Origin of the sequence: Pseudomonas petrae (genome assembly GCF_021728295.1) — a bacterium.
In the GTDB taxonomy this organism is placed as follows: domain Bacteria; phylum Pseudomonadota; class Gammaproteobacteria; order Pseudomonadales; family Pseudomonadaceae; genus Aquipseudomonas; species Aquipseudomonas petrae.
This window is the reverse complement of record NZ_JAKJXE010000017.1, coordinates 84,868-107,681: the sequence shown is the minus strand read 5'-3', so window position 1 is coordinate 107,681 and position 22,814 is coordinate 84,868. Positions and strand designations below refer to the sequence as shown.

General features: G+C 60.4%; 19 protein-coding genes. 10 read left to right on the top strand and 9 right to left on the bottom strand.

Annotated elements, in window-relative coordinates:
- Positions 1-264 precede the first annotated feature (264 nt).
- The 4 genes from fae to L4G42_RS23315 all read left to right on the top strand — a co-directional run bounded on the left by fae (position 265) and on the right by L4G42_RS23315 (position 4,717).
- The gene (gene fae / locus L4G42_RS23330) at positions 265-777 is read left to right on the top strand and encodes a formaldehyde-activating enzyme (protein ID WP_237253880.1); all 513 of its coding nucleotides are present in this window, start codon (positions 265-267) and stop codon (positions 775-777) included.
- Positions 778-787: 10 nt separating this feature from the next.
- Positions 788-1,822: an aldo/keto reductase gene (locus L4G42_RS23325; RefSeq protein WP_237253881.1), complete on the top strand. Its 1,035-nt coding sequence runs from the start codon at positions 788-790 to the stop codon at positions 1,820-1,822.
- Complete coding sequence (locus L4G42_RS23320) at positions 1,819-3,252, top strand: NAD-dependent succinate-semialdehyde dehydrogenase (RefSeq protein WP_237259670.1); 1,434 nt, start codon at positions 1,819-1,821, stop codon at positions 3,250-3,252. The genes L4G42_RS23325 and L4G42_RS23320 overlap by 4 nt, the downstream gene beginning before the upstream one ends.
- 100 nt (positions 3,253-3,352) lie before the next feature.
- Positions 3,353-4,717 (top strand): MFS transporter, encoded by a 1,365-nt coding sequence (locus L4G42_RS23315; RefSeq protein ID WP_237253883.1) that lies wholly within the window; start codon positions 3,353-3,355, stop codon positions 4,715-4,717.
- Between the two features lie 58 nt (positions 4,718-4,775).
- On the opposite strand, the gene L4G42_RS23310 is transcribed toward L4G42_RS23315, so the two are convergent.
- The 8 genes from L4G42_RS23310 to L4G42_RS23275 form a co-directional block, all read right to left on the bottom strand.
- Positions 4,776-5,651: a LysR substrate-binding domain-containing protein gene (locus tag L4G42_RS23310; protein ID WP_237253884.1), complete on the bottom strand. Its 876-nt coding sequence runs from the start codon at positions 5,649-5,651 to the stop codon at positions 4,776-4,778.
- A gap of 227 nt (positions 5,652-5,878) precedes the next feature.
- A complete protein-coding gene (locus L4G42_RS23305; RefSeq protein ID WP_237261241.1) occupies positions 5,879-7,066 on the bottom strand; it encodes a hypothetical protein in 1,188 nt (395 codons plus the stop codon).
- Between the two features lie 80 nt (positions 7,067-7,146).
- Positions 7,147-8,805, bottom strand: a complete 1,659-nt coding sequence (locus tag L4G42_RS23300; RefSeq protein WP_237253885.1) for a dipeptide ABC transporter ATP-binding protein — start codon at positions 8,803-8,805, stop codon at positions 7,147-7,149.
- Between the two features lie 2 nt (positions 8,806-8,807).
- A complete protein-coding gene (locus L4G42_RS23295) occupies positions 8,808-9,644 on the bottom strand; it encodes an ABC transporter permease (RefSeq protein ID WP_237253886.1) in 837 nt (278 codons plus the stop codon).
- Positions 9,641-10,594, bottom strand: coding sequence for an ABC transporter permease (locus L4G42_RS23290; RefSeq protein ID WP_237253887.1), 954 nt, complete (start codon positions 10,592-10,594; stop codon positions 9,641-9,643). Before L4G42_RS23290 ends, L4G42_RS23295 begins: the two co-directional genes overlap by 4 nt.
- Positions 10,595-10,671: 77 nt before the next feature.
- Positions 10,672-12,306: an ABC transporter substrate-binding protein gene (locus L4G42_RS23285; RefSeq protein ID WP_237253888.1), complete on the bottom strand. Its 1,635-nt coding sequence runs from the start codon at positions 12,304-12,306 to the stop codon at positions 10,672-10,674.
- Between the two features lie 458 nt (positions 12,307-12,764).
- Complete coding sequence (locus L4G42_RS23280) at positions 12,765-13,994, bottom strand: M24 family metallopeptidase (RefSeq protein ID WP_237253889.1); 1,230 nt, start codon at positions 13,992-13,994, stop codon at positions 12,765-12,767.
- Between the two features lie 56 nt (positions 13,995-14,050).
- Positions 14,051-14,932, bottom strand: a complete 882-nt coding sequence (locus L4G42_RS23275; protein WP_237253890.1) for a HalD/BesD family halogenase — start codon at positions 14,930-14,932, stop codon at positions 14,051-14,053.
- Between the two features lie 116 nt (positions 14,933-15,048).
- Between L4G42_RS23275 and L4G42_RS23270 the strand changes: the two genes are divergently transcribed.
- Together L4G42_RS23270 and L4G42_RS23265 are read left to right on the top strand one after the other, a co-directional pair.
- Positions 15,049-15,549, top strand: coding sequence for a LysR family transcriptional regulator (locus L4G42_RS23270; RefSeq protein WP_237253891.1), 501 nt, complete (start codon positions 15,049-15,051; stop codon positions 15,547-15,549).
- A complete protein-coding gene (locus tag L4G42_RS23265; RefSeq protein WP_237261240.1) occupies positions 15,550-15,963 on the top strand; it encodes a type 2 periplasmic-binding domain-containing protein in 414 nt (137 codons plus the stop codon). It begins immediately after the preceding gene.
- On the opposite strand, the gene L4G42_RS23260 is transcribed toward L4G42_RS23265, so the two are convergent.
- Positions 15,901-17,136: an MFS transporter gene (locus L4G42_RS23260; protein ID WP_237253893.1), complete on the bottom strand. Its 1,236-nt coding sequence runs from the start codon at positions 17,134-17,136 to the stop codon at positions 15,901-15,903. The two genes, L4G42_RS23265 and L4G42_RS23260, sit on opposite strands and share 63 nt — an antisense overlap.
- A gap of 414 nt (positions 17,137-17,550) precedes the next feature.
- On the opposite strand from L4G42_RS23260, the gene L4G42_RS23255 reads away from it, so the two are divergent.
- From L4G42_RS23255 to L4G42_RS23240, 4 genes are all read left to right on the top strand, one after another.
- A complete protein-coding gene (locus L4G42_RS23255) occupies positions 17,551-18,483 on the top strand; it encodes a LysR substrate-binding domain-containing protein (protein WP_237253894.1) in 933 nt (310 codons plus the stop codon).
- A gap of 120 nt (positions 18,484-18,603) precedes the next feature.
- Positions 18,604-20,028, top strand: a complete 1,425-nt coding sequence (gene aldA, locus L4G42_RS23250; RefSeq protein WP_237253895.1) for an aldehyde dehydrogenase — start codon at positions 18,604-18,606, stop codon at positions 20,026-20,028.
- Between the two features lie 156 nt (positions 20,029-20,184).
- Positions 20,185-21,519 carry an MFS transporter gene (locus L4G42_RS23245; protein WP_237253896.1) on the top strand — a complete coding sequence of 445 codons (1,335 nt, stop codon included), beginning with the start codon at positions 20,185-20,187 and terminating at the stop codon, positions 21,517-21,519.
- Position 21,520: 1 nt separating this feature from the next.
- Positions 21,521-22,738, top strand: coding sequence for a mandelate racemase/muconate lactonizing enzyme family protein (locus L4G42_RS23240; protein WP_237253897.1), 1,218 nt, complete (start codon positions 21,521-21,523; stop codon positions 22,736-22,738).
- Positions 22,739-22,814 lie beyond the last annotated feature (76 nt).

Sequence of the window (22,814 nt, the reverse complement as noted above, 5' to 3'; positions counted from 1 at the left end):
TGTGGTCTGCGAGCCTGCCCGGATATGATTTGAACTCATACCCCCATGATTTTTATTGGTTACAGCCCCGCCAACCCTCAGTGTTAAAAAAACGCAAACACAGCTCATCAACAACAAAAAGAGCGTTTGCAAAATGACTGATCCTCACTGTCAAGTCCACGCCAGCCCATCGCTGCGCTCTCCGACATCCCGATGTCTGTCCCGCGATCTTCGTGATCCGCGTGCACGTCTGATCGCCCAAAATAAATCCAAGAGTACCCCCCAATGAAAGAACTTGACCTCTACATCGGTGAAGGTTTCGAAGGCCCAGGTGTGAACGCCGCCCACATCAACATTCTGATCGGCCCGCGTAACGGTCATGCGGGGCAGGCGTTTGCCACCAGCTTGGCGTCGCCGAGCCAGGGGCATTGCCCGTTCATGGTGATCGCCCAACCGAACATCCCGGTCAAGCCGATGACCCTTTACGTCAACAAAGCTGCGATCAACAGCGACTTACATGGTAACGCCACTTGGGGCGCGTCCCAGGCCGGGATTGCCAAGGCTGTGTTAGAGGCCTTGCTGGACGGCACCTTGCCGCCGGAAGCCGAAGACGAGTGGGCAATCGTGACGGCCAACTGGGTCAACCCGGCCTGCGATGATCTCGATGCGGTGTACCTGAACAACTACAACGCCTGCTGCACCGCCATCCGCGCCGCCCTGACGGGCAAGCCGGAAACCGCGCAGCTGGCGGATGTGGTGGCGCATATCAGCAACCCTTTTTACACCCCCAAAGCCTGAGGTCTGCGCCATGCAATACATTCGTTTGGGCAACTCCGGCCTGCAAGTCTCCCGCCTGTGCCTGGGTACCATGAACATGGGTACCCCGGACTGGAAACCGTGGATCTTCGATGAAAAGCAAAGTGAGCCCATCGTTGCCCATGCACTCGATAACGGGGTGAATTTCATTGACCTGGCAGACTTCTATTCCGCCGGTGTGGGTGAGGAAGTGGTGGGGCGGATCGTCAAGCGCCTGGCCCGTCGCGACGACCTTGTGATCACCACTAAAGTCGGTTACGGCACCCGTAACGGCATCAATGCCAGCGGCCATTCGCGCAAGCACATCATGGACAGCATCGACGCCTCGCTGAAGCGCTTGAGCATGGATTACGTTGATGTGTTCATGCTGCATTACTTCGACCTGAATACCCCGGTTGAAGAAACCATGAGTGCGATGAACGACATCGTGCGTTCCGGCAAGGCTCGATACATCGGCGTTTCGACCATGCTCACCGGGCAACTGGCGAAGATCCTCATGGCCTGCGAGCGCAGTGGCTGGGTCAAGCCGATCAACATGCAGCTGCAATTGAATTGCGCCTACCGCGAAGAAGAGCGCGAGATGATTCCGTTCTGCCGCGATCAGGGCCTTGGTGTCTCGGTGTTCAGCCCGCTGGCTCGCGGCTTGCTGACCGGCGACGTGCAATCGACCCGCAACCAGACCGACTTTTTCACCCAGCAGATGTACAGCGACGACGCTTCGTACGAGATCGCTCGTTCGGTGCAACGCGTGGCCCGTGCCCGTGGCGTGGCAAATGCGCAGATCGCTCAGGCGTGGGTCGCCAACCATCCGGGCGTCGATTGCATGCTGGTCGGCGCTGACACCACTGCGCAGTTCGACAGTGCCCTGGCGGCGCTGGAGACCAAACTTGATGCCGAAGAGCTGCAGGAACTGGAACGTAACTACACCCCGTGCGACGTGATCAACGATTACACCGCCGGCAAACGCATCCTGCGCTCGGCCCGCCCGGGTCTGGAACGCTTTACCCTGACTGAGGCTGTGGCATGAGCACGCTGATCCGTAACGGCAATTTCATCGACGGCCAATGGTCGAGCGGTGGTGCGACCTATCCGGTGTTGAACCCGGCCAATGGCGATGTGATAGCCGACGTGCAAAAGGCCGGCGCCGAAGCAACCCACCTCGCCATCGCCGCGGCCAACCGTGCCTTGCCGGCCTGGCGAAAATTGACCGCCAAAGAACGCAGCCAGTGCCTCAAGCGCTGGAGCGAACTGATGCTGAGCAACCAGAAAGACCTCGCCACCTTGCTCAGCCGCGAGCAGGGCAAACCGTTGGCTGAAGCCATGGGTGAAGTGGTCTACGCCGCGAGTTTTCTGGAGTGGTTCGCCGAAGAGGCCAAGCGCGCTTATGGCGACGTGATTCCCAGCCACAAGGCCGACGCGCGAATCATCGTGGTCAAGGAAGCCATCGGTGTGGTCGCGGCGATTACCCCGTGGAACTTCCCGCTGGCGATGGTCACCCGCAAGGTCGGTCCGGCGCTGGCGGCGGGTTGCACAATGATTCTCAAACCGTCAGAAGAAACGCCACTGTCAGCCTTCGCCCTGGCGGTGTTGGCCGAGCAGGCGGGCATTCCGGCCGGCGTGTTCAACATCGTTTCGGGTGACGCGGTGGCGATTGGCGGCGCACTGCAGGCCTCCAGTATCGTGCGCAAACTGTCGTTCACCGGCTCCACCCGCACCGGCAAATTGCTGATGCGCCAAGCGGCGGACACCCTGAAAAAAGTGTCGCTGGAACTGGGCGGCAACGCGCCATTCATTGTGTTTGACGATGCGGATCTGGACGCTGCGGTCAAAGGCGCCATGGCCTCGAAATTCCGCAACACCGGGCAGACCTGCGTCTGCGTGAACCGCTTCTTTATCCAGGACGGCGTCTACGAAGTCTTCACCGGCAAACTTGCCGAAGCAGTCGCCGCCCTGCGCGTCGGCAGTGCGCTGGACGGTGAAACCGAGCAAGGTCCGCTGATCAACACGGCAGCGTTGGCCAAGGTTGAACGGCATGTGGGCGACGCCTTGGAGAAGGGCGCCAAACTGCTGTGCGGCGGTCGTCGCCATGCACTCGGCGGCACGTTCTTCGAACCGACCATCCTCACCGAAGCCAACAGCGAGATGTTGATCGCCCAGGATGAAACCTTCGGCCCGGTAGCCGCGTGCTTCCGCTTCAAGGACGAAGCCGACGTATTGCAACGCGCGAATGACACGCCCTACGGGTTGTCGGCGTACTTCTACAGCCGCGACATCGGTCGCGTCTGGCGCATGGCTGAAGGCCTGGAAGCCGGCATGGTCGGGATCAACGAAGGCATGATCTCCACGGAAGTCGCGCCGTTTGGCGGCATCAAGGAATCGGGCCTGGGGCGCGAAGGCTCCAGGTACGGCCTGGAAGACTACCTGGAGATCAAATACCTGTTGATGGGCGGCCTCTAGTCCCCAACGGCAATTTCTGTGGGAGCGAGCGAGCCAGCTCCCACAGGTTCAAGCGCTATCGATTTCATTTCTCCGTCAATAACAACAACTGGAGACGAACATGTCCGCTCAATCGATCAAGATCGATGACCTGCCCATTGGGCGCTTCCACATTAAAATTGCCGGTCTCACTTTCGGCGCGCATTTCACCGACGGCTACATCCTGGGCCTGATCGGAATTGCTTTCACATTGCTCAGCCCGCAGATGCACCTCGATGCCTTTTGGCAAGGCCTGATCGGCGCTTCGGCACTGATTGGCCTGTTTGTTGGCAGCCTGTTCTTCGGCTGGATTTCCGACAAGGTCGGGCGGCAGAAAATCTTCCTGGTCAGTTTTGTCCTGATCACCGTTGCATCGGTCATGCAGTTCTATGCCGAGACCGCGATGCAGCTATTCCTCTGCCGGGTGCTGATCGGTATCGGCCTGGGCGGCGACTTCAGCGTCGGTCACGCGATGCTCGCCGAGTTTTCGCCGAAAAAACACCGGGGCGTGTTGCTCGGTTCATTCAGCGTTATCTGGACGTTCGGCTACGTCGCCGCGACCTTCGTCGGCACCGCGATGCTCAACCTCGGTGATGACGCCTGGCGCTGGATGCTGGCCTCTTCAGCCATTCCGGCAGCGTTCATCCTGATCGCGCGGATCGGTACACCCGAGTCACCGCGCTGGCTGGTCAATCAGGGGCGAATCGCCGAAGCTCGGGCGATTGTCAAAAAACACCTGGGCGGTAATGTCGAACTCGATGAAACCCGCTCCACCGAAACCCGCTCCGGCTACGCGGTGCTGTTCAGCCGCGAATACCGCAAGCGCACCGCGTTCAACTGCCTGTTCTTCGTCTGCATCGTGATGCCGTATTTTGCGATCTACACCTTTCTGCCGTCGATTCTGCAGAAGCTGGGCCTGGCAGAGGGTTTTGGCACTGAATTGATGCTGAACCTGCTGCTGATCCTCGGCGCATTGATCGGCATCTGGTGCACGGTGAAGTTCTCGCGCCGAGGGTTCCTGATCAATTCGTTCATCATCCTCGCAGTAGCCTTGTTCCTGCTGGCGGCGTTGCCGGGGAGCGCGGCCTTCCTGATGGTGCTGGTGTTTGGCGTGTTCACGCTGGTGTTGTCAGCGGTAAGCAACCTGGTGGGCGTGTTCCCGGCCGAGAGCTTTCCGACCGAAGTGCGGGCCAGCGGGATTGGCCTGGCGACGGCGGTGAGTCGCCTGGGCTCGGCGGTCAGCACCTTCCTGTTGCCGGTGAGTGTGGCCGGGATGGGGTTGAGCCCGACCATGGGCATTCTGGCGGCAATTCTGGCCTTGGGCGCGATGATTTCCTGGGCCTGGGCACCGGAAACCAAATCCCTGACATTGAGCCAGGCGTGCAAGGCGCAGACCCCGGCGGAGCGCGCGGAGCCTGTCACGACCAAGGTCGCAGCCCCGATCTGAAACCCACTACCGTTCCAATGTGGGGGCGGTTTTGCTTCCACATTGGTATATCGATGGTTCAAGGATTACTCACCAACCCCAACCACTGCGTAAACAACCGCACCTTCGACAACCCCTGCTTATCATTCGCCACATCCAGCCAATACCCATAAGGCCCAAGCACTTCCACCGGTGTGATCGGCTGCAGGCTGCCATTTGCCAGTTCCTTTTCAATCATTTGCCGGTCAATCACCGCCAACCCACCCCCCGCCAGCGCCGTGTGGATCACCTGGTCCAGCGTGCTGAATTCGAGCCCTTGCGCGGCATCGACATCCTCGCGGCCCATCACCGCCAACCAGTTCTCCCACACCTTCAAGCGTTTGCCATCGTGCAGGATGTGCAATAGCGGAAACTGCCGCAGATCCGGCGGCTGGCCATTGACGAACAAATCCGGGCTGGCCACTGCCATGTGCCGCTCCATCACCAGCAACTGACTGCTGCAATGGTTGGCCGCCTCAAGGCCGAAGCGGATGTGGCAGTCGGTTTCCGCGAGGCTGTCGTTGCCGTTCTGGTGGGTCACGCTGAGGCTGATGTCCGGGTAGCGTTGGCAGAACGCGCGCAAATGCGCCGACAACCAGCGGGTCGCCCAGGTGGGTGGCGCAACGATGCGCAGGCGTTGGCGCAGGTTGGGCACGCGCACCGCTTGCAAAGCACGTTCGACGTGGTCGAAGGCATCGCTCAATTGAGGGGAGAGGGCGAGGCCGGTCTGGGTCAGCGACAGGCCTTGGGGTGTGCGGATAAACAGCGCCACGCCGAGATAGTCTTCGAGCTGCTTGATCTGACGGCTGACCGCGCCTTGGGTGACGTTCAGACCCAAAGCCGCCTGGCTGAAACTGCGATGCCGCGCGACTTCTTCAAAGACGCGCAGCATGTTGAGCGGGGGCAGTTGACGCATGAAAGGGTGACTCCGAAACGGCCTTCTACGCATTAAATGCGTGGGCAGATTTATTGTTTTTGGTGGATATTGGTTGGTGCGTGTGTGACTCCATCAGTGATGGGCTGATGCAAGTGTTCTGTCTGTTATTCGCCAGCAGGCTCACTCCCACACGTTATGCGCCAAACCTGTGGTGTGGAGACGAACCTGCTGGCGAAGGCGCCTTCAAGGGCAACAAAGCACCTGGGTCAGAAGTAATACCCAATGTTCATGTACAGCTGGTTTTCCCAGTGGTCAGTGCCCCCGGCCCCCAGGCTCTGGGTGTAGCTGCTGCCCCCAATGTACGGATCATTTTTGCCGTACAACCATTCCGTCGCGATCCACAGTTTGCTGAAGGAAAACGAGGTCCCCAGGATCAACCGCTGCGACGTCTTGAACGCGTCGGCGGATTTATCGAAGGCGCTGTAGTTGGCGTATAGCTTCACACCGCTTATCTGATCGAACAGGTATTTACCGGCGACGTCGTAGCTCAGGTCGGCGACGTACAAATTGCCTCGACTGGCGACGTTGTAGGTGCCGTCGTACCCGCCGAGTGTGACCACTTCATCGCTGCCGGGATTGCGCGGCGACATCTGTTGCCGCGCCGCTTGCAGTTGCACGCCCCATGGGCCGTTCTTGCCGAGGTAGTGCACGGCCACGGCGTTGCGGCGGCCGTCGTTGTCGGTGTCCTTGTTTTCCAGAGTCGAGGTCAGGCCGGAGATCCCTATTTCGGACTTCCACCCCCCCAGGTCCAGGGCTTTGGCCACCCGCACCACCACAGTGTTGCGTTCCTGGTTGTCGCTGCCATCGCCCACGTAACTGTCGGCCCCGGACACCACGCTGGAGTAAGTCACCCCTTTGCTGGTGCCTTTGCCTTGCCACGCCGGGCGCAGGTAGTAGCCGGCCTGGATGTTCCAGTCGCCACTTTGCTGGATGTACTTGGCGCCGATTTGTTGCACATCTTCCAGGCCGATGACGTTGCCCAGGGTTTCGTAAAAGGTGCTGCCGAAGTACGGCTGCAAACCGAACGGCACTGTATTCAGGCCCACCTGCACTTGCTGGTCGGGATTGAACTTGTAGCCGACCCAGGCGAACTTGGCGAACTGAATATCGCCGTAGTTCTTGGTGTACTGGTAAGGATAGGAACGTCCGTAGAAGCGGTATTGGGCCTCGCCGATCCAGGTGTCGGAGTTGTACTTGGCGCTGAGGAACACCGTGTCCAGGCCAAACTTCTGGATGTCTCGGTCCGGATCATAGTCCCAACGCGCCCGGACGGCGCCGCCGAGGTCGAGGTTATCGGTGACCTGCACCGCCATGGCTGGCGCCGCGAAGGCGCCGAGCAGCGGAATGAGAACGATGGAACGGGCTGCAATCGGGGTGTTGGTGCGCACAGTCATGCTCCTGATTTTTTAGTTATCGTTGGCAACAGCAACCCATGCCGCAGCGAACGCTGCGACTGGGTGAGAGGGTTATTGACTCAGTGGGCTTGTGGTCTGATCAGCCTCAGCGTGGGTTCGGCGGCAGGCACCACCGGGATAGCCGACGCGCCGGGTGCCGCTGCCAGCAAGGTCTGGGTGTAGGTGTTTTGCGGACGCAAGAGCACCTGTTCCGCCGTGCCGTATTCCACCACTTCGCCCTGACGCATCACCGCGATGTAGTCGCTGATCTGCGCCGCCACGCGCAGGTCGTGGGTGATGAACAAAATGCTCAGGCTGAGGCGCTGTTGCAGTTCAGCGAGCAGTTCCAGCACCTGCTTTTGCACCGAGACATCCAGTGCCGAGACGCTTTCATCGGCGATCAACACTTCCGGGCGCATCGCCAGGGCCCGGGCGATGCCGATGCGCTGGCGCTGACCGCCGGAGAACTGCCGAGGCTTGCGCTTGAGGGCGTCACGTTTGAGCCCGACCTGTTCCAGCAAATCACCGGCCTCGGTCCATGCATCCCTGGACGACAACCCGCGCAATTGCGCCGCGCGGGCGATGATGTCGCCGACTCGGTGGCGTGGATTGAGCGAGCCATACGGGTCCTGGAAAATCATTTGAATCCGCCGCCGATTGGCCGCCAGCGCAGAGCCGCGCAACGCGAGAAAATCCGTGTCACCGACCCAGACGTGGCCGCTGTCGCTTTCCACCAGCCTGATCGCCGCTTTCACCAACGTACTTTTGCCCGAGCCAGACTCGCCAACAATCGCCAGCGTCTTGCCCCGTGGCAGTTGCAGCGAGACATCCTTGAGCGCCGGGATCAACCTGCCACCGACGTTGTAGGTTTTGGTCAGGTGCTCGATGCGCAACGCCAACTCACCGTCGGCGCAGGGGACGTGCAACTCGGGATGAAGCGCCGGCACGGCGGCAATCAGCTTGCGGGTGTACGGGTGCTTCGGCGCATTCAACACTTGATCGCGCTCACCGATTTCCACCAGCACGCCGCCCTCCATTACCGCGATACGGTCGGCGATTTCCGCTACCACGCCGAAGTCGTGGGTGATGAACAGGATGCCGTGCTGACCACGACCGCGCAGGTCGCGGACCAGTTTCAGCACTTGGGCCTGTGTGGTCACATCCAGTGCCGTTGTCGGTTCGTCGGCAATCAGCAGATCCGGGTTCATCGCCAGCGCCATCGCAATCACCACCCGTTGGCATTGGCCGCCGGAGAGTTGATGCGGGAAGCTGTTGGCGATCCGTGGCGGATCGGGCAGTTGGGTGGAATCCAGGAGGGCGAGCATGCGTTCGCGGCGCTCTGTGGCGGGCATGTGCGGCGCGTGAATGTCGAAGATTTCCTCGACCTGCTGACCAATACGAATCGCCGGATTCAGCGCTGCCATCGGCTCCTGGAAAATCATTGTGATGCGGTTGCCACGCAACTGGCGCAGGGCGTTGTCGTCCATGCGACAGATGTCGTCGCCGAGGAAGTCAATCACGCCTTCTGTGTGGCGCAACCCCTTGGCGTAGTCGCCCATGATCGCCGCCGAGAGCACCGATTTGCCGGAGCCCGACTCGCCGATCACACACAGGATTTCGCCCTTGCGCACGTCGAAGCTGATGCTTTTTATCGCGTGGCTGCGGTCGGCGCCGGGAGGCAGTTCGATGGAGAGGTTCTCCACGCGTAGCACCTGTTGCACGTTCTCCAGTTGACTCATGCTCAACTCCTTGCGCCGTTCTGGGCGTGTTCGTCCAGACCGTCCGCCAACAGGCTCAGGCCCAGCATCAGGGTGGAGATGGCAATGCACGGGAAGATAACCAGGTGCGGGAAAGCGATGGCCATGCTGCGGCCTTCGTTGATCATGCTGCCCCAGTCCGGGGTCGGCGGTGGAAGGCCGAGGCCGAGGAAACCGAGGGCGCCGATCATGATCGCGGTGTAGCCGATGCGCAGGCAGAAATCCACGATCAGCGGGCCGCCACAGTTGGGAAGGATTTCCATCAGCATGATTCGCAACGACCCTTCGCCCTGGGTGATCGCGCTGAGCACGTAGTCCCGGGAACGAATGTCGATGGTCAGCGCGCGCATGATCCGGAAGATCGCCGGGGCGCTAGTGAAGGTCACCGCAATCAGGATGTTCAGTGCCGAGGCGCCGAGGGCGATGATAATCACGATGTACAGCACCAGCACCGGAAACGACAGCACGGTGTCGGCGAGATAGGAAAGCAATCCGTCGACCCAGCCGTTGAAGTAACCGGCGCACAGGCCCATGGCAATGCCCACGGCAAAGGCGGTCAAGGTCGCGAGGATCGACCAGAACAACACGGTCCGCGTGCCCCAGACCAGCCGCGAGAGAATGTCCCGACCGATCATATCGGTGCCCAGCAGGAATCTCATGCCATTGCCGTCCGGAGTCATCGGCGTCAGCAGCGGGGTGAAGCTTTCGAGAGGGTCATGAGGTGCCAGCCACGGCGCGAAAAGCGCCATCAGCACCCAGCCGCCGACGAGTAGCAAACCGAGGAACGCCAAGGGATGTTTGAATGCGTTGAGGACGTTCATTGCCCACCTCCGCCAAGACTGCGCAGGGTGATGCGCGGGTTGAGCCAGGTGTAGGCCAGGTCCGAGAAGATTTTAGTCGCGCCGACGACGATGCCGCTGATCATCGCGCAGGCTTCGATCAGGTAGACGTCATGGTTCAACGACGCGGTGTAGAGCAATGAGCCAAACCCTTTGTAGGCGAAGAACACCTCGACCACGATCACGTTCGACAGCAGCCACGGGATGTACAACATGATCACGGTGATTGGCGCGATCAGCACATTGCGCAGGGCATGGCGCAACACGATGCGTGAGGTCGACGCGCCTTTGAGGCGGGCGGTGCGGATGTACGGAGCCTGCATCACTTCGACCATCGAGGCCCGAGTGATACGCGCCAGATAACCGATGCCGAACAGGCACAGCACCATTAGCGGCAGCGCCAGTTCCACGGGATTGAATCCGTCGCTCATGCTGCTCACACCCGGCAGCCAGTTGAGCCAGAACACGAAGATCGCCGAGACAAAAACCGCGCTGGCGAAGTCCGGGATCGAGGTGGTGACAATCGACAGAAACGACACCAGTCGATCCACCGCCGAGCCCTGACGAATACCTGCCAGAATGCCGAGCGTCAACGCCACCGGCACCATCACCGTCAAGGCCAGGCCGGCGAGGATCAGGGTTTGCCACAGCGTTGGCAGCAGCAGGTTGATCACTGGCTCACGAAAATGCACCGAAGTGCCCCATTCGCCGCTGACAAAATCTTTCAGCCACACCAGGTAACGCCACACGAAAGGCTGGTTGTAACCGTGCTCCACCAGCCACGCGGCGCGTTGGTCCGCGGCGGAGTAGGGGCCCAGGACGTTGATCGCTACGTCCTCGATGTTCAGTTCCAGGGCCAGGAACACGATCGCCGACACTGACAGCAAGGTCGCCGCCAGCGCCAATAACTTGCGCAATAGAAATTCAGCCATGCTCGCACGCTCCGGCTAATCAAGGGATGGCGGCCCGCCGCACCGAGGTGGGTGAGCTCGTTTTTCCGGCGCTTGAATCAGGCGCTCAACCAGACTTCATCCATTGGGTAGAAGTCCGAAGGGTGAACCTTGAATCCCTGAACTTTCTTACTGGCGGCGGTGAATTTGTCGCCCCAGAACGGCTGCACCATCACGCAGGCGTCCTGGAGGATTTGCTCGACGTTTTGCATGGACACGGCTCGTTGTTTCGGATCGATTATGCCCATGGCTTTATCCAGTGCGGCGTCGAAGGCCGGGTCGCTGTAGTGGCTTTCGTTCCAGGCCGCGCCGCTGCGGTAGGCCAGTTCCAGCGACATCACCCCCAACGGGCGATGCGCCCAGTAGGTGAGGCTAAACGCGGCTTTGTCCCAGATCGGCCAATATTGGGTGGCCGGAATAACCTTGAGGTTGATGCGGATGCCGGCCTCGGCGCAGTTCTGCTGCAGGATCTGCGCACAGTCCTGTTCGTAGCGTCCCTGGGTGTTGCCGACGATCAGGTCGATGTCGATGCCGTTCGGATGACCGGCTTCAGCGAGGAGTGTCTTGGCGCCAGCCACATCCCGGGCACGTTTGGGCAGCGGGATGTATTCCGGGTGGGACGGGGCGACATGATGGTCTTCGCCCAGGGTTCCCATGCCGCGATACGCGATCTTGAGCATTTGTGCGTTGTCGGCGCAGAGCACCACGGCTTTGCGGATCCGCAGGTCGTCAAACGGTTTCTGGTCACAGGCCATGCGCATGACGACGGTTTGCGCCGATTTACAGGTCAGCAGTTGCGCGCCCGGCAAGCGTTTGGCCAGGTCGAGTTCGGCCACGGTGACCCGGTACAACACGTCCACTTGCCCGGCCTGCAACGCCGCGAGGTGGGTGGAGATGTCGGTGCCCATGTCGACGTAGCGCAACTCGTCGAGGTTGGCCGGTTTGCGCCAGTAATCCGCGCGCTTGGCGAAGGTTGCCTGTTTGTTCACGGCAAAAGAGACCAGCTTGAATGGCCCGGTGCCGAGTGGATTTTTCGCCCAGTCGTCACCGGCCTTGAAGCTGCGGTGGACGATGGCGCAAGTAAAGGCATTGAGCATTTCCGGGATAGCCAGCATCGGCCGCTTGAGCACCAGGCGGAACTGGAAGTCGGTTACTTTTTCGAAAGCGGTAACGTCCTGGAACGCGGTGCGGTTGACGGACTTGGAGTCGGTGGCGATCCAGCGCTCGATGTTGTGCCCCACGTCCTCGACGTTGAAGGTGTCGCCGTTGCTCCACTTCACGTCCTGGCGCAGGTTGAAGGTCCAGGTTTTCAGGTCTTCGGACGGGCTCCAGCTCTCGGCCAGGTACGGGTGAGTGATGTTGTCGGCATCGACCCAGGTCAGGAACTCCAGCGAGTTGCGCAGCAGGTTCGACGCTTCGATCCAGGTGATCAGCATCGGGTCCTGGATTTCCTGGATGGCGCAGGCAAACCGCACGCTACCGCCCTGGCGCGGCGTCACCGCATCGGCGGCGTGGGCGGGGTTACCGAGCAGCGCGGAACCGATGAAGGCGCTGGCGCTGGCGGCGGTGATGCCCAGCAGTGCTGCGGTGCGCAGGAATTGGCGACGGTTGATCTCACCGCTGCTGACTTGGGTACACAGATCGTTAACCGCTGGATGCGGCAGGGCGCCGTCCAATGTCATTAGGTCTTTCATATGCCTCTCCGATAACGTGCAAAAGTGCGTTTTTCGACTGGCCGCAAACAGGGCGAGCGGCAGACGCGGTCGGTTTTCGATGAACCGAAACTGTCAGTGGCAGGCGCCGTGAAGGCGCAGGCAAGACAGGCGTGAAGCCGGCAGCAGAACAAGGCGCAACGGAATCAGAAGGACGTAGGCGGGGTAGGACATAGGGCGGCTCTCATGTTGTTTTTATTTGAGATGTCCGCAGTTTTGTCATCTGGGCAACGATCGACAAACGATAAATTCAACGTGGAAACGTTCGATAAATGCATGTTACTGACCGTAAGGAAGGCTGCTGCTTGAGCTAGACACGCCGGATGAATAAAAACGCAGATACGAAACACTGCGCGGTGGCCGAAAACGCCCCCTGCTCCGGGAGCAACAAGGTGCAAACGGGCGGCGTCAAAGGAGGTGATGGCGTCGCCCGGGGCAACTCAACGCGGCATCAGGCGTGCATCGAACGGGTAGTCGGAAAGCAGTTCGATGCCGTTTTCGTGGATGTAGATCTGCTCTTCGAGCTTGACGCCTTCGCCGCCCTCATCGTGGCCGATGTAGCTTTCCACGCAGATGGTCATGCCGGCTTCGAACACGCCGTCGTAGCCCAGCGCATCGATATCTTCGCGGTGCACGACGTACGGGTATTCACCGGTCATGCCAACGCCGTGGGCCAAGGCGAAATAGCGATTGGTCTTGTAGTTGTCCGGGATGCGCCAGGCCAGCTCGGCGTACTCCTTGAAGCTGCGGCCGGCCTTGAGCATTTCCATGTTGGTCTGCACTTGCTCGTAGGCCAGTTTGTACAGCTCCTGTTGTTTGGCGGTGGCGGCTTGTTCGCCACAGAGAAATGTTCGAGAGAAGTCGGCGTAGTAGCCGAAACGCCCGACCACGTCGGTATCAAGCGCCACCAGGTCACCGGCCTCGATGGGCCGGGTGCTGCATTCCTGAAACCATGGATTGGTGCGCGGTCCGGAGGACAGCAGGCGGGTTTCGATATAGTCGCCGTCGGTGGCGATCACGTGCTGATGCAGGTGCGACCACAGTTCGTTTTCGCTGATGCCCGGCACCAGTTTGCTTTCCATCAAGCGCACGCCAGCCTCGGTGGCGCGCAGGCTGGCGCGGATCATCTTCAGCTCGTTCGGCACCTTGATGCAGCGCGCGCGCTCCAGGGGTTCCTGGGCGTCGAAAATCTGGTAACCGAGTTTTTGCAGTTCAAACGCAGCGGCTGAGGTTGCGCTTTCGATGGCGATCCTTTTGTTGCCGCCACCGTGTTTGCGCACCAGCTCATCGATTTCGGCGGCCCATTCGGCGGTGACGTTATTCAGGAAGCTGTCGCAGAAATAATAGGAGATGGCTTTGGCCGGGCGCACTTCATCGACGGTATTGAGTTGTTCGGCCAGGTGCAGGCAGCCGCCGAATTCGAAGACCACCACCGGGCCTTCTGCCGGGATGAAGGCGTAACGCGCCGGGTTGCGCGCCGAGTACACCTGCATGTTGCGCGAGCCTGTGGCGTAACGCATATGGGTCGGGTCGAACAGCACGCACGCAGCGTAGTCGCGCTTTTTCAGTTCGTTGCGCACCCGTTGCAAGCGGTCGAGCTGGATCTGCTGGATCTCGTCATACGTCGGTTCGCAGTCGGCGGGGTTGCGGTTAGGGCCAGACAGACTCATGGGGTGTTCCTCGCAGGGCGGATACGGTTGGTTTTTCAGGATTTTTTTTGAAGGGTTCAGTCGAGCAACTGGTCGCTGCGCACCAGGTTGCGTTCGGCTTGCAGATGGGCTTCGGACAGGCGTCCGTAAAGCTGCTTGGTGCGCTGGGCACGGCCGATGATTCCGGGCTTTTCGGAGTAGGCGAAGATGGCGGTGTTGCGCTCGGTGGCGCCCTCGACGCGAGTGACCCGGTGCACCGAAAAGCGGCCCTTGAAAATCTGCAGGTCGCCGGGGTTGAGTTGCAATTCCTGCACGCGGCTGCGGTCGTTGCCTCGCACCACGTTACCGACGGCCCCGAGGTTTTCCTGTGTGCGGGTGCGGATCATCGGCGCGTACTCGAACAGACCGCCAGCCTCGGGCTTCTGGGTCATCATGCTGACGATGAATTCGTTGGTGTCGAAGTGCCAGGGCTGTTCGGTGCCTTCTGGCATGACGTTGATGACTAGACCGGCAAACGGGTCGGCGTATTCGAAAATCTCTGGCTCGTTGAGGCAGGCACCGATAAATCGCTTCATCATGGGCGAGACGTACAGACGATGAATGATCGCGTCCGGGGCAATCATGTCCCGGGTAACAAAACCGCTGGTGCGCTCCATGAATGTGCGGCGCGGGTCATCCTGGGGCAGGGCGGGGTCGTCCTCGGTGAAGTAGGCGTTGACCTTGCGCACCGAGTAAAAGGTCTTGCCCGACAGTGCCTGACCTTCGGCACGGGCCTGTTCCAGCGCCTCGGGCCGCAGGAAGTTCTTCAGCAGGCAGCAACCGTCCTCGGCGAGTTCGGCACGGGCGTGTTCGATCAGCGCCTGCAACCGGACATGGCCCGAATCATGTATGGGGTATAACTCAGTATTAATAATGTCGCTGATATCGCCCACTTCGGCGTCGGCAAGTTGAAGGCTCATGCAAGTCTCCTGAAACTATCAATTAACAGTGTTTGGCGTTGAATCGATAGTTGCCTACAGAGGTGCGAAGTGGAAATTACACGTTGTGATCGAATCCATCGGCAGGGGCGATAGTTATGTCGGGCGAACTGGATGGAAGCTTACTTAAAGTGTTTGTCGCGATTATCGAGTGCCATGGATTTTCTGCGGCGGCCGAACGCCTGCATAAAACCCAGTCGACGATCAGTCAGAGCTTGCAGCGGCTGGAAGAGATCGTCGGTACACCGCTGGTCCAGCGCACCAGTCGCTCCGTAAGTCTGACGCCCAGTGGTGAGACATTTCTGATTTACGCCCGCCAGATCCTCAAATTGCACGCGGATGCGATCAACGCCATGCATCGGCCCGAGGCGCAAGCGTGCATTCACGTGGGCATGCCTGAAGACTACGCGCAGTTCTGTCTGGCTGAAGTACTGCGGGACTTTCAAGCGCAGTTTCCCAACGTGCGACCGGACATTTGTTGCGAGATGTCGACGGCGCTGGTCAGCCGTTTGCAGCGCGGTGAACTGGATCTGGTCTTGGGTGTGCAACACGCCAATCTGCAACCGGGTGAATACCTGTGCGATGAGCCGCTGGTGTGAGTGGCAGCTGCAGGTTGGCGCGCGGGTTCGGAGGCATCGATACCCTTGGCGGTGTATGCCGAGGGGTGTGCGTTTCGCGCGAACGCGGTGCGCGCGCTGGCCGAAGCCGGGCGGCGTTGGCATGTGGTTTACACCAGCCAGAGCCCGCGCGGCATCGGGATTGCCATCGAGCAGGGGCAGTCGGTCGGTGTCACGGCGCGGCGTCTGGTACCGGCAGGTTGGCAGGTTCTGGACGAAGCCCAGGGCTTTCCGCCGATTGAGCCGGCGCGGTTGATGTTCTGGCGCTCGACTCAGTGTGAGGCGCTGGCTCTGGAGACCTTGGTAGACATTCTTTCACGCCAGTTGGGACGTTCAGCGTGGTTGAACGAGAGCGGGGGCGCGACGTTGACGACGAGCCATCAGTCTCAGCAATAGCAGGCTCGCCGTCACACAGCAGGCGATCCAGCCATGCACCAGGGCAAACTGCCCGGAGGCTTGCAACAGCCAGCCGCAGAACCCGTTGGCGGTGGCGCTGCCCAGGCCATAGCCCACCATGCTCAGGCTCACCACTTGCAGACTGTGCACCGGACTCAACCGGGCGCTGAGGTAAGCTGCCATCAAGCCCCAGACCGGGAAATAGAACAGCGCAAACAGCCCGGCCGCCAGCCAGGTCAGTCCCAGCCCCGGTTGCCAGAGCAGGGCCAGCATCGACACGCCGAAGGCGCTGATGCTAGCCGCCATGACCCGAAGCCCGCCCCAGCGATCCGCCAGCGAGCCGAGCAGCAAACCTCCGACCACCCCGCCAATACCGATCAGCGTCCACAACGACCCGGTGACCTGTGCGTTGGCGCCAAGGCGATCAGTGGCAAACGCTGAGAGAAAATTCAGGAACGGTCCGCTGACAGCGCCGGTACACCCACTGAGCAGCAATATATGCAGCGCCACCGGATGCTCCACGCACAGTTGCAGCCATTGTCGGAGTACCCGGCTTAGCGACGGCGCGCTGGCGGGTTTGATACGCGCGTGCTCTGTGAGCGGGGCCAGGGCCCAGAACGTCAGCAGCGTGACCATCAACGTCAGGCCCGCGCAGATCAGCCAGAAGTGTGTCAGGGAAATGCCTTGCAGCAGGGCGATCAGTAAGCCGTTCAGGCAAATCGCAAACGCTGCCCCGGAAGAGGCCAGACCCAGCACTCGGCTGCGGTGAGAGGCCGGGATCACCTCGCCGGCCAGCGCCGCAATCGCATTCCAGTTCGACACCGCACACGCCGAGACCAGCGCAAGGCATAGCGCAAACGGCAGCACCCACGGTGTGGCGACGGCCAGTGCCAGCAGCGCCGGACTCAATGCCATCGTCAGGCGCACCATGTTGCGCGGGCTGATCCACGCTGCCGCGATGCCACTGACGATCGACGCGCCCATATAGAACAGTTGCAGCAGCGCGGCAATAAATGCGGCCTGGCTGTAACTCATTTCGAACACTTCGCGGATCTCGGGCAATAACGCTGAATACAGGAAAATACTGAACCCGTGGGTAGTGGCATTACACGCAGTGAAGATCAGCGCCAATACACCGATACTTCTTGCAGGCGAACCTTTTGCACGTGTCATGGAGTTGGCTCAATCAGATGGGTTGCAGCAGAAGGGGGCGAAGTTGCAGTGTCCGCCCTCTGAAAGTGCGCAGTCTTTTCGGTCAATTAATTAAAGTCAGACTAGCGTTTACAGGAAGAAATCAGCCAGTGCTTAATAGTCATGAGTGGCCTGCGAAATACTCATGCCATTTATGCGTCAGCGACAGTTATCGGGCTGAAAACGACCCCGATTGCTCGCGAAGATTCGTCGTCGTCCACACAGCGCGCTGTTGCGCTCCGAACACACGACCGTGGAAAGCGTTTGCGAGCGCCGGCAGGACGGGGCGATGCCATCGAAATCGCCCTGCACAACACAAAAAGGCATGTTACTCAGGAAATTTCCCGCAAGCCGTGGGATGCTTCGCACTTGTCAGCCCTTGCGCGAGTACTGTCCATGAAACGCAAAATGCCCGCGCTCAATGCGCTCAAAGCCTTTGAAGTGGCCGGCAGCACAGGGAGTTTCACCCGGGCGGCAGAGCTGCTGAATGTCACGCAAAGTGCGGTCAGCCGCCAGGTGCGTCAGCTCGAAGAAAATCTCGGTGAAACCCTGCTGGAGCGCCGGCATCATCATCTCGAATTGACCAGTGCAGGACGGGTGTTGCTGCGGGCTTTGCACCAGTCATTCGACAAGATCGAGCTGACAGTGCGCAGTATCCAGCAGAAATCTCACGCCAATCGCCTGCACATCAACGCGCCGCCAACCTTTACCAGTCGCTGGCTGATGCCACGGCTTGGACGGCTGCGGGAAAAGCACCCGGAGCTGGACCTGAGCATCACCACGCGCCTGCAAGACAGCCTGGCGGAGACCAGCACCCTGGACTGCTCAATCCGTTTCGGCGATGGCGAATGGGACGGGCTCGACAGCTCGTTGCTGATCCAGGAGCGGCACATCGCCGTGTGCGCGCCGTCCTTGTACGCAAGGGAGTGGGGCGAGCGGGGCATCGACCTCAATCGCATGACCCTGCTGCATGTGCTGGCCCGGGAAGACCAGCGCTACCTGACCTGGAAACACTGGCTCGACGCAGCGAAAATCAGCGGGGTGGACACCCAGGGCGGTTATGAATTCGACCTGCTGGACCTGGCGATCCGTGCGGCGACCGACGGCCTGGGGATCACCATCGCCGACTGGCACATGGTCGCGCCGGAACTGGCCAGCGGGCAGTTGACCCAAGTGCTGAACGTGCACGTGGAAGGGCATCAATCCTACTGGCTGGTGACCCGCCCTGAGCAGACGCTGATGCCGCAATTGCAGGTGTTCAGCCAGTGGTTGCAGGAAGAAATCTGGTTGGCGCAACGGCAGCTCGAACCCTCGACCGCCGCCACCTGAGGACGCATACCAGGTAACCTGCGTTTTTTGAATGTTCCTGCGCTCAATAAATCGTTTGTTCAAGCCGCTCCGGATGCCAAGACTGCGGGAACTGGATAAAAACAACGATGGGCGATTCACATGCGACTTGAGCGAAACTTTGTAAACGGTCACTTCATCGAGCCTGCCAGCAACGCGCTGATCGCAGTCTACAACCCGGCGACCGAAGCCCTGGTCGGTCATGTTTCAGCGGCCACGGCTGCTGAAGCCACCGCCGCCGTCGATGCTGCCGCTGCGGCGCAGAAGCGCTGGGGCAAGCTCACCAGCATTGAACGCGCCGAACATCTGCGCGCATTCGCCGACGCCCTGGAAGCCTGCGCCGACAACATCGGTCATGCGCTGGCGGCGGAATCCGGCAAGAGCGTCAGCGACGCCAGCAACGAAGCCCGATACGCGGCGCAGATCACCCGTTACCACGCCGAGTGGGCACGCCGGATCGAAGGCGAGATCATTCCCAGCGATTCCCCGAACGAAAACCTGTTCCTGCACCGCGAACCGATCGGCGTGGTCGCCTGCCTGATCCCGTTCAATTACCCGGTCTACACCTTATTGCGCAAAATCGCCCCGGCCCTGATTGCCGGTAATACAGTGGTCGTGCGCCCGAGTAACAACACGCCCATTTCGGCGTTTGAAATCGCCAGGGCGGTGCAACAGTCCGGCTTGCCGGCCGGGGTCGTGAACATCCTGACCATGGACCACGCCACTGCCGCTGCCGTTTGCACCCACAAAGCCGTGGGTCTGATCACCCTCACCGGCAGCGTCAACGCCGGGCGCATCGTGCTCGATTACTGCAAGGCCAATATTGCCAAGCCATCGCTGGAGCTGGGCGGCAAGACCCCGGCGATCATCGAAGCCGATGCCGATCTGGAAGCCGCCGCCAGCGCCATCGTGGCCTCAAAGACCACCCACTGCGGCCAGTTGTGCACGGCAGTGGAGCGGGTCTACGTCCAGGAAAGCGTCTACGAGCAATTCCTCGCGCTGCTCAAAGCCAAGATCAGCGCCGTCCGGTTCGGCGACCGCGCCACCGATGCGAACCTCATGGGGCCGCTGGTCAACGCCAGTTCGCGGCAGAACATCCACGCCATGGTCGAGCGCGCGGTTGCTGACGGCGCGGTATTGGAAACCGGCGGTTTTATCCCGCAAGGCGACGGCCATTTCTATCCGCCGACGCTGCTCGGCAACTGCCGGCAGGACATGGAAATCATCCAGGAAGAAATCTTTGGCCCGGTGTTGCCGGTGCTCAAATACCGCGACATCGACGAAGCGCTGGCCATGGCCAACGATCACCAGTTCGGTCTGTCGTCGGTGCTGTACACCGAGAACTATCGCACCACGATGAAAGTGGCCAATGCCATCGAGGCCGGCGAGCTGTACGTCAATCGCACCCCGGCTGACCCGTATCAGGGCTTCCACGCCGGCTGGAAACGCTCCGGTCTGGGCGGCGATGACGGCAAGCACGGCATGCTCGAATTTACTCAGACCCGTCTGGTGGTCATGAAGTACTAGCCAGCAGCTACAAGTTTCAAGCTACAAGCGGCAAATAAAAGCGAAAAGCGACCGGCTGTGACTTGCCGCTTGTAGCGCTGCCCTTGCCGCTGCTGCAAACCTATAAAAACAATTATTCAGGACGCCTGGACCACCGGGCTCCCCGAGGTCTCATCGATGTCCAAGCCTGCAACCACTGCTGCCGCTGTTCAGGGTTCGAACGCGGGTTCAAAAAGCCATAGTGATACGGGAAGTCGGTATGTCCAGTTGATGCTGCTGGTGCTGGCGGCAGGGGCGATCTACCCGATCCTGTACCTGCGCCAGGTCTATCAGACCACCATGCTGGAAGTGTTCCAGATCAACCACAGCGAGCTGGGTTATCTGTACTCGATACTGGGGACGATTTTTCTGCTCAGCTACTTGCCCAGTGGCTGGCTGGCGGACCGAATTGCACCACGGTTTCTGATTTTCTTTTCGCTGTTGGCCACCGGAGCCTTGGGGCTCTGGTACTCCACGGCGCCGTCGATGAGCGGTTTGATGATCATCTTCGGTTGCTGGGGCCTGACCACTGGCCTGACGTTCTGGGCCTCGGTGCTCAAGCGGGTGAAGATGATTGCCCATCACACTGAGCAAGGCCGGTTCTTCGGCATTCTCGACGGCGGTCGCGGTCTGGTTGAAGCGTTGCTGGCGACCGTCGCCCTGGGGCTGTTTGCGTTTTCTACCGAAACCCGAGGCGAATCCGCCGCCGAAGGCTTCAAACACGTGGTTTATCTCTACGCCTTCACCTGTGTCGCCATTGGCTGTGTGCTGGTGCTGATCAAGGACCCGAAGTCGATCGAAGACACGGCAGCGGTGGAGAAGGGCACGTACAACCTGCTCAGCGACCTGACGACGCTGGTGAAAATCCCGGAGCTATGGCTGGTGACAGCCATTGTGTTCTGCGGTTATCACATCTTCTGGGCCACCTATAGCTTCTCCGATTACTTGCAGGGCGGCGGCATGACGGCCGTCATGGCCGGCACCATTACCACCATCAAATTGTGGATGCGCCCGATTGGCGGGATCGGTGGTGGCTGGCTCGGTGACAAGTTCTCGAACATTTCGGTGCTGATCGTGGCGCTGTTCCTCGCGACCCTGGCCATGGTCGGCCTGATCGTGTTCCCGGCGCTCAACAGCATGGGGCTGCTGATCGGCACGGTGATCTTCATCGGCTTGATGACCTACGCCATTCGCGGCTTGTACTGGGCCATCCTCGACACCTGCAACATCCCATTGCGCACCACCGGCCTGGCCATCGGCATCGTCTCGGTGGTCGGTTACCTGCCGGACGCCTTCATTCCGTTGATCAATGGCTACCTCACCGAACATTTCCCGGGTGCCGCCGGTTACCAGCTGTATTTCGGCTACATCGCTTTCGTCGGCCTGCTCGGAACCCTGGCAGCCTTGACCCTGCGCGCCCGAATCAATCGTCAATTCTTGAACAAGACTTCTTTGAAAAAATCAGGCGCCTGAAATGAAAATCATAGCCCTAGAAACCCACATCGTTGCCGTACCGCCACCGCACATCGGCGGCATGTACTGGCTGTTCGTCAAGCTCAAAACCGATTGCGGCATTGAAGGCGTGGGCGAAATCTATGCCGCGACCTTCGGCCCGAAGGCCATGCTGCCGATCATCGAAGACGTGTTTGAACGCCATCTGCTTAACCACGACCCGCACCACATCGAGCGCTTTTTCCGCCAGGCCTACTCCAGCGGTTTCACCCAGCGTCCAGACCTGACGATGATGGGCGTGGTCAGCGGCCTGGAGATGGCGTGCTGGGACATCATCGGCAAAGCGGCGAACAAACCGGTCTATGAACTGCTGGGTGGCAAGGTCAACGAGCGCCTGCGTTCATACACGTATCTGTACCCGGTCAACAGCAAGGGCCAGTACGACTACGACGACCCGGACCTTGCGGCCGAGTGCGCCATCGAGAACATGAACAAAGGTTTCACCGCCGTGAAGTTCGACCCGGCAGGGCCTTACACGGCCTACTCCGGCCACCAGATCTCGCTGCAAGTGCTGGAACGCTGCGAAACCTTCTGCCGCAAGATCCGCGAAGCGGTGGGCGACAAGTGCGACCTGCTGTTCGGCACCCATGGACAAATGGTGCCGTCCTCAGCCATTCGCCTGGCCAGGCGCCTGGAGAAATACGACCCGCTATGGTTCGAAGAACCCGTGCCGCCGGGTCAGGAAGAGGCCATGGCGCAGGTCGCGGCCAAGACCAGCATCCCGATTGCCACTGGTGAGCGTCTGACCACCAAGTACGAATTCTTCAAACTGCTGCAGGCTGGCGGGGCGTCGATTCTGCAGATGAACGTTGCCCGCTGCGGCGGCCTGCTGGAAGCCAAGAAAATCGCGAGCATGGCCGAGGCCTATTACGCGCAAATCGCGCCGCATCTTTACAACGGGCCGATTGGTGCCGCAGCGAGTTTCCAGCTGGCGACCTGCACGCCGAACTTCCTGATCCAGGAAAGCATCATGACCTGGGGCGGTTTCCATGCTGAAGTCCTGACCAAACCGCTGCAATGGGAGGACGGCTACATCATCCCGTCCACCGAGCCGGGCCTTGGGGTGGAGCTGAACATGGAGGTGGTACGCAGGCATTCGCCCTACACCGGCGAGCGCTTGCACCTGCAAATGGCGCCGACCCCGGTTGACGTGAAAGACACATCGCCAGCCAGGGGCTGACGGGAGAGGGCGCAAGCGTTGTAGCAGCGAGACTCGCTGCTACAACGCGAGCGCTCGGTTTCGTACAACGACTTAC

Excerpts from the sequence above, each read along its gene's own strand:
- L4G42_RS23255 (WP_237253894.1), top strand. The coding sequence starts at position 17,551 with ATGAAACGCAAAATGCCCGCGCTCAATGCGCTCAAAGCCTTTGAAGTG.
- L4G42_RS23245 (WP_237253896.1), top strand. The coding sequence starts at position 20,185 with ATGTCCAAGCCTGCAACCACTGCTGCCGCTGTTCAGGGTTCGAACGCG.
- L4G42_RS23300 (WP_237253885.1), bottom strand. The coding sequence starts at position 8,805 with ATGAGTCAACTGGAGAACGTGCAACAGGTGCTACGCGTGGAGAACCTC.
- L4G42_RS23285 (WP_237253888.1), bottom strand. The coding sequence starts at position 12,306 with ATGAAAGACCTAATGACATTGGACGGCGCCCTGCCGCATCCAGCGGTT.
- L4G42_RS23295 (WP_237253886.1), bottom strand. The coding sequence starts at position 9,644 with ATGAACGTCCTCAACGCATTCAAACATCCCTTGGCGTTCCTCGGTTTG.
- L4G42_RS23310 (WP_237253884.1), bottom strand. The coding sequence starts at position 5,651 with ATGCGTCAACTGCCCCCGCTCAACATGCTGCGCGTCTTTGAAGAAGTC.
- fae (WP_237253880.1), top strand. The coding sequence starts at position 265 with ATGAAAGAACTTGACCTCTACATCGGTGAAGGTTTCGAAGGCCCAGGT.
- L4G42_RS23280 (WP_237253889.1), bottom strand. The coding sequence starts at position 13,994 with ATGAGTCTGTCTGGCCCTAACCGCAACCCCGCCGACTGCGAACCGACG.
- L4G42_RS23275 (WP_237253890.1), bottom strand. The coding sequence starts at position 14,932 with ATGAGCCTTCAACTTGCCGACGCCGAAGTGGGCGATATCAGCGACATT.
- L4G42_RS23260 (WP_237253893.1), bottom strand. The coding sequence starts at position 17,136 with ATGACACGTGCAAAAGGTTCGCCTGCAAGAAGTATCGGTGTATTGGCG.
- L4G42_RS23325 (WP_237253881.1), top strand. The coding sequence starts at position 788 with ATGCAATACATTCGTTTGGGCAACTCCGGCCTGCAAGTCTCCCGCCTG.
- L4G42_RS23240 (WP_237253897.1), top strand. The coding sequence starts at position 21,521 with ATGAAAATCATAGCCCTAGAAACCCACATCGTTGCCGTACCGCCACCG.
- L4G42_RS23270 (WP_237253891.1), top strand. The coding sequence starts at position 15,049 with ATGTCGGGCGAACTGGATGGAAGCTTACTTAAAGTGTTTGTCGCGATT.
- L4G42_RS23320 (WP_237259670.1), top strand. The coding sequence starts at position 1,819 with ATGAGCACGCTGATCCGTAACGGCAATTTCATCGACGGCCAATGGTCG.
- L4G42_RS23315 (WP_237253883.1), top strand. The coding sequence starts at position 3,353 with ATGTCCGCTCAATCGATCAAGATCGATGACCTGCCCATTGGGCGCTTC.
- L4G42_RS23290 (WP_237253887.1), bottom strand. The coding sequence starts at position 10,594 with ATGGCTGAATTTCTATTGCGCAAGTTATTGGCGCTGGCGGCGACCTTG.
- L4G42_RS23305 (WP_237261241.1), bottom strand. The coding sequence starts at position 7,066 with ATGACTGTGCGCACCAACACCCCGATTGCAGCCCGTTCCATCGTTCTC.
- aldA (WP_237253895.1), top strand. The coding sequence starts at position 18,604 with ATGCGACTTGAGCGAAACTTTGTAAACGGTCACTTCATCGAGCCTGCC.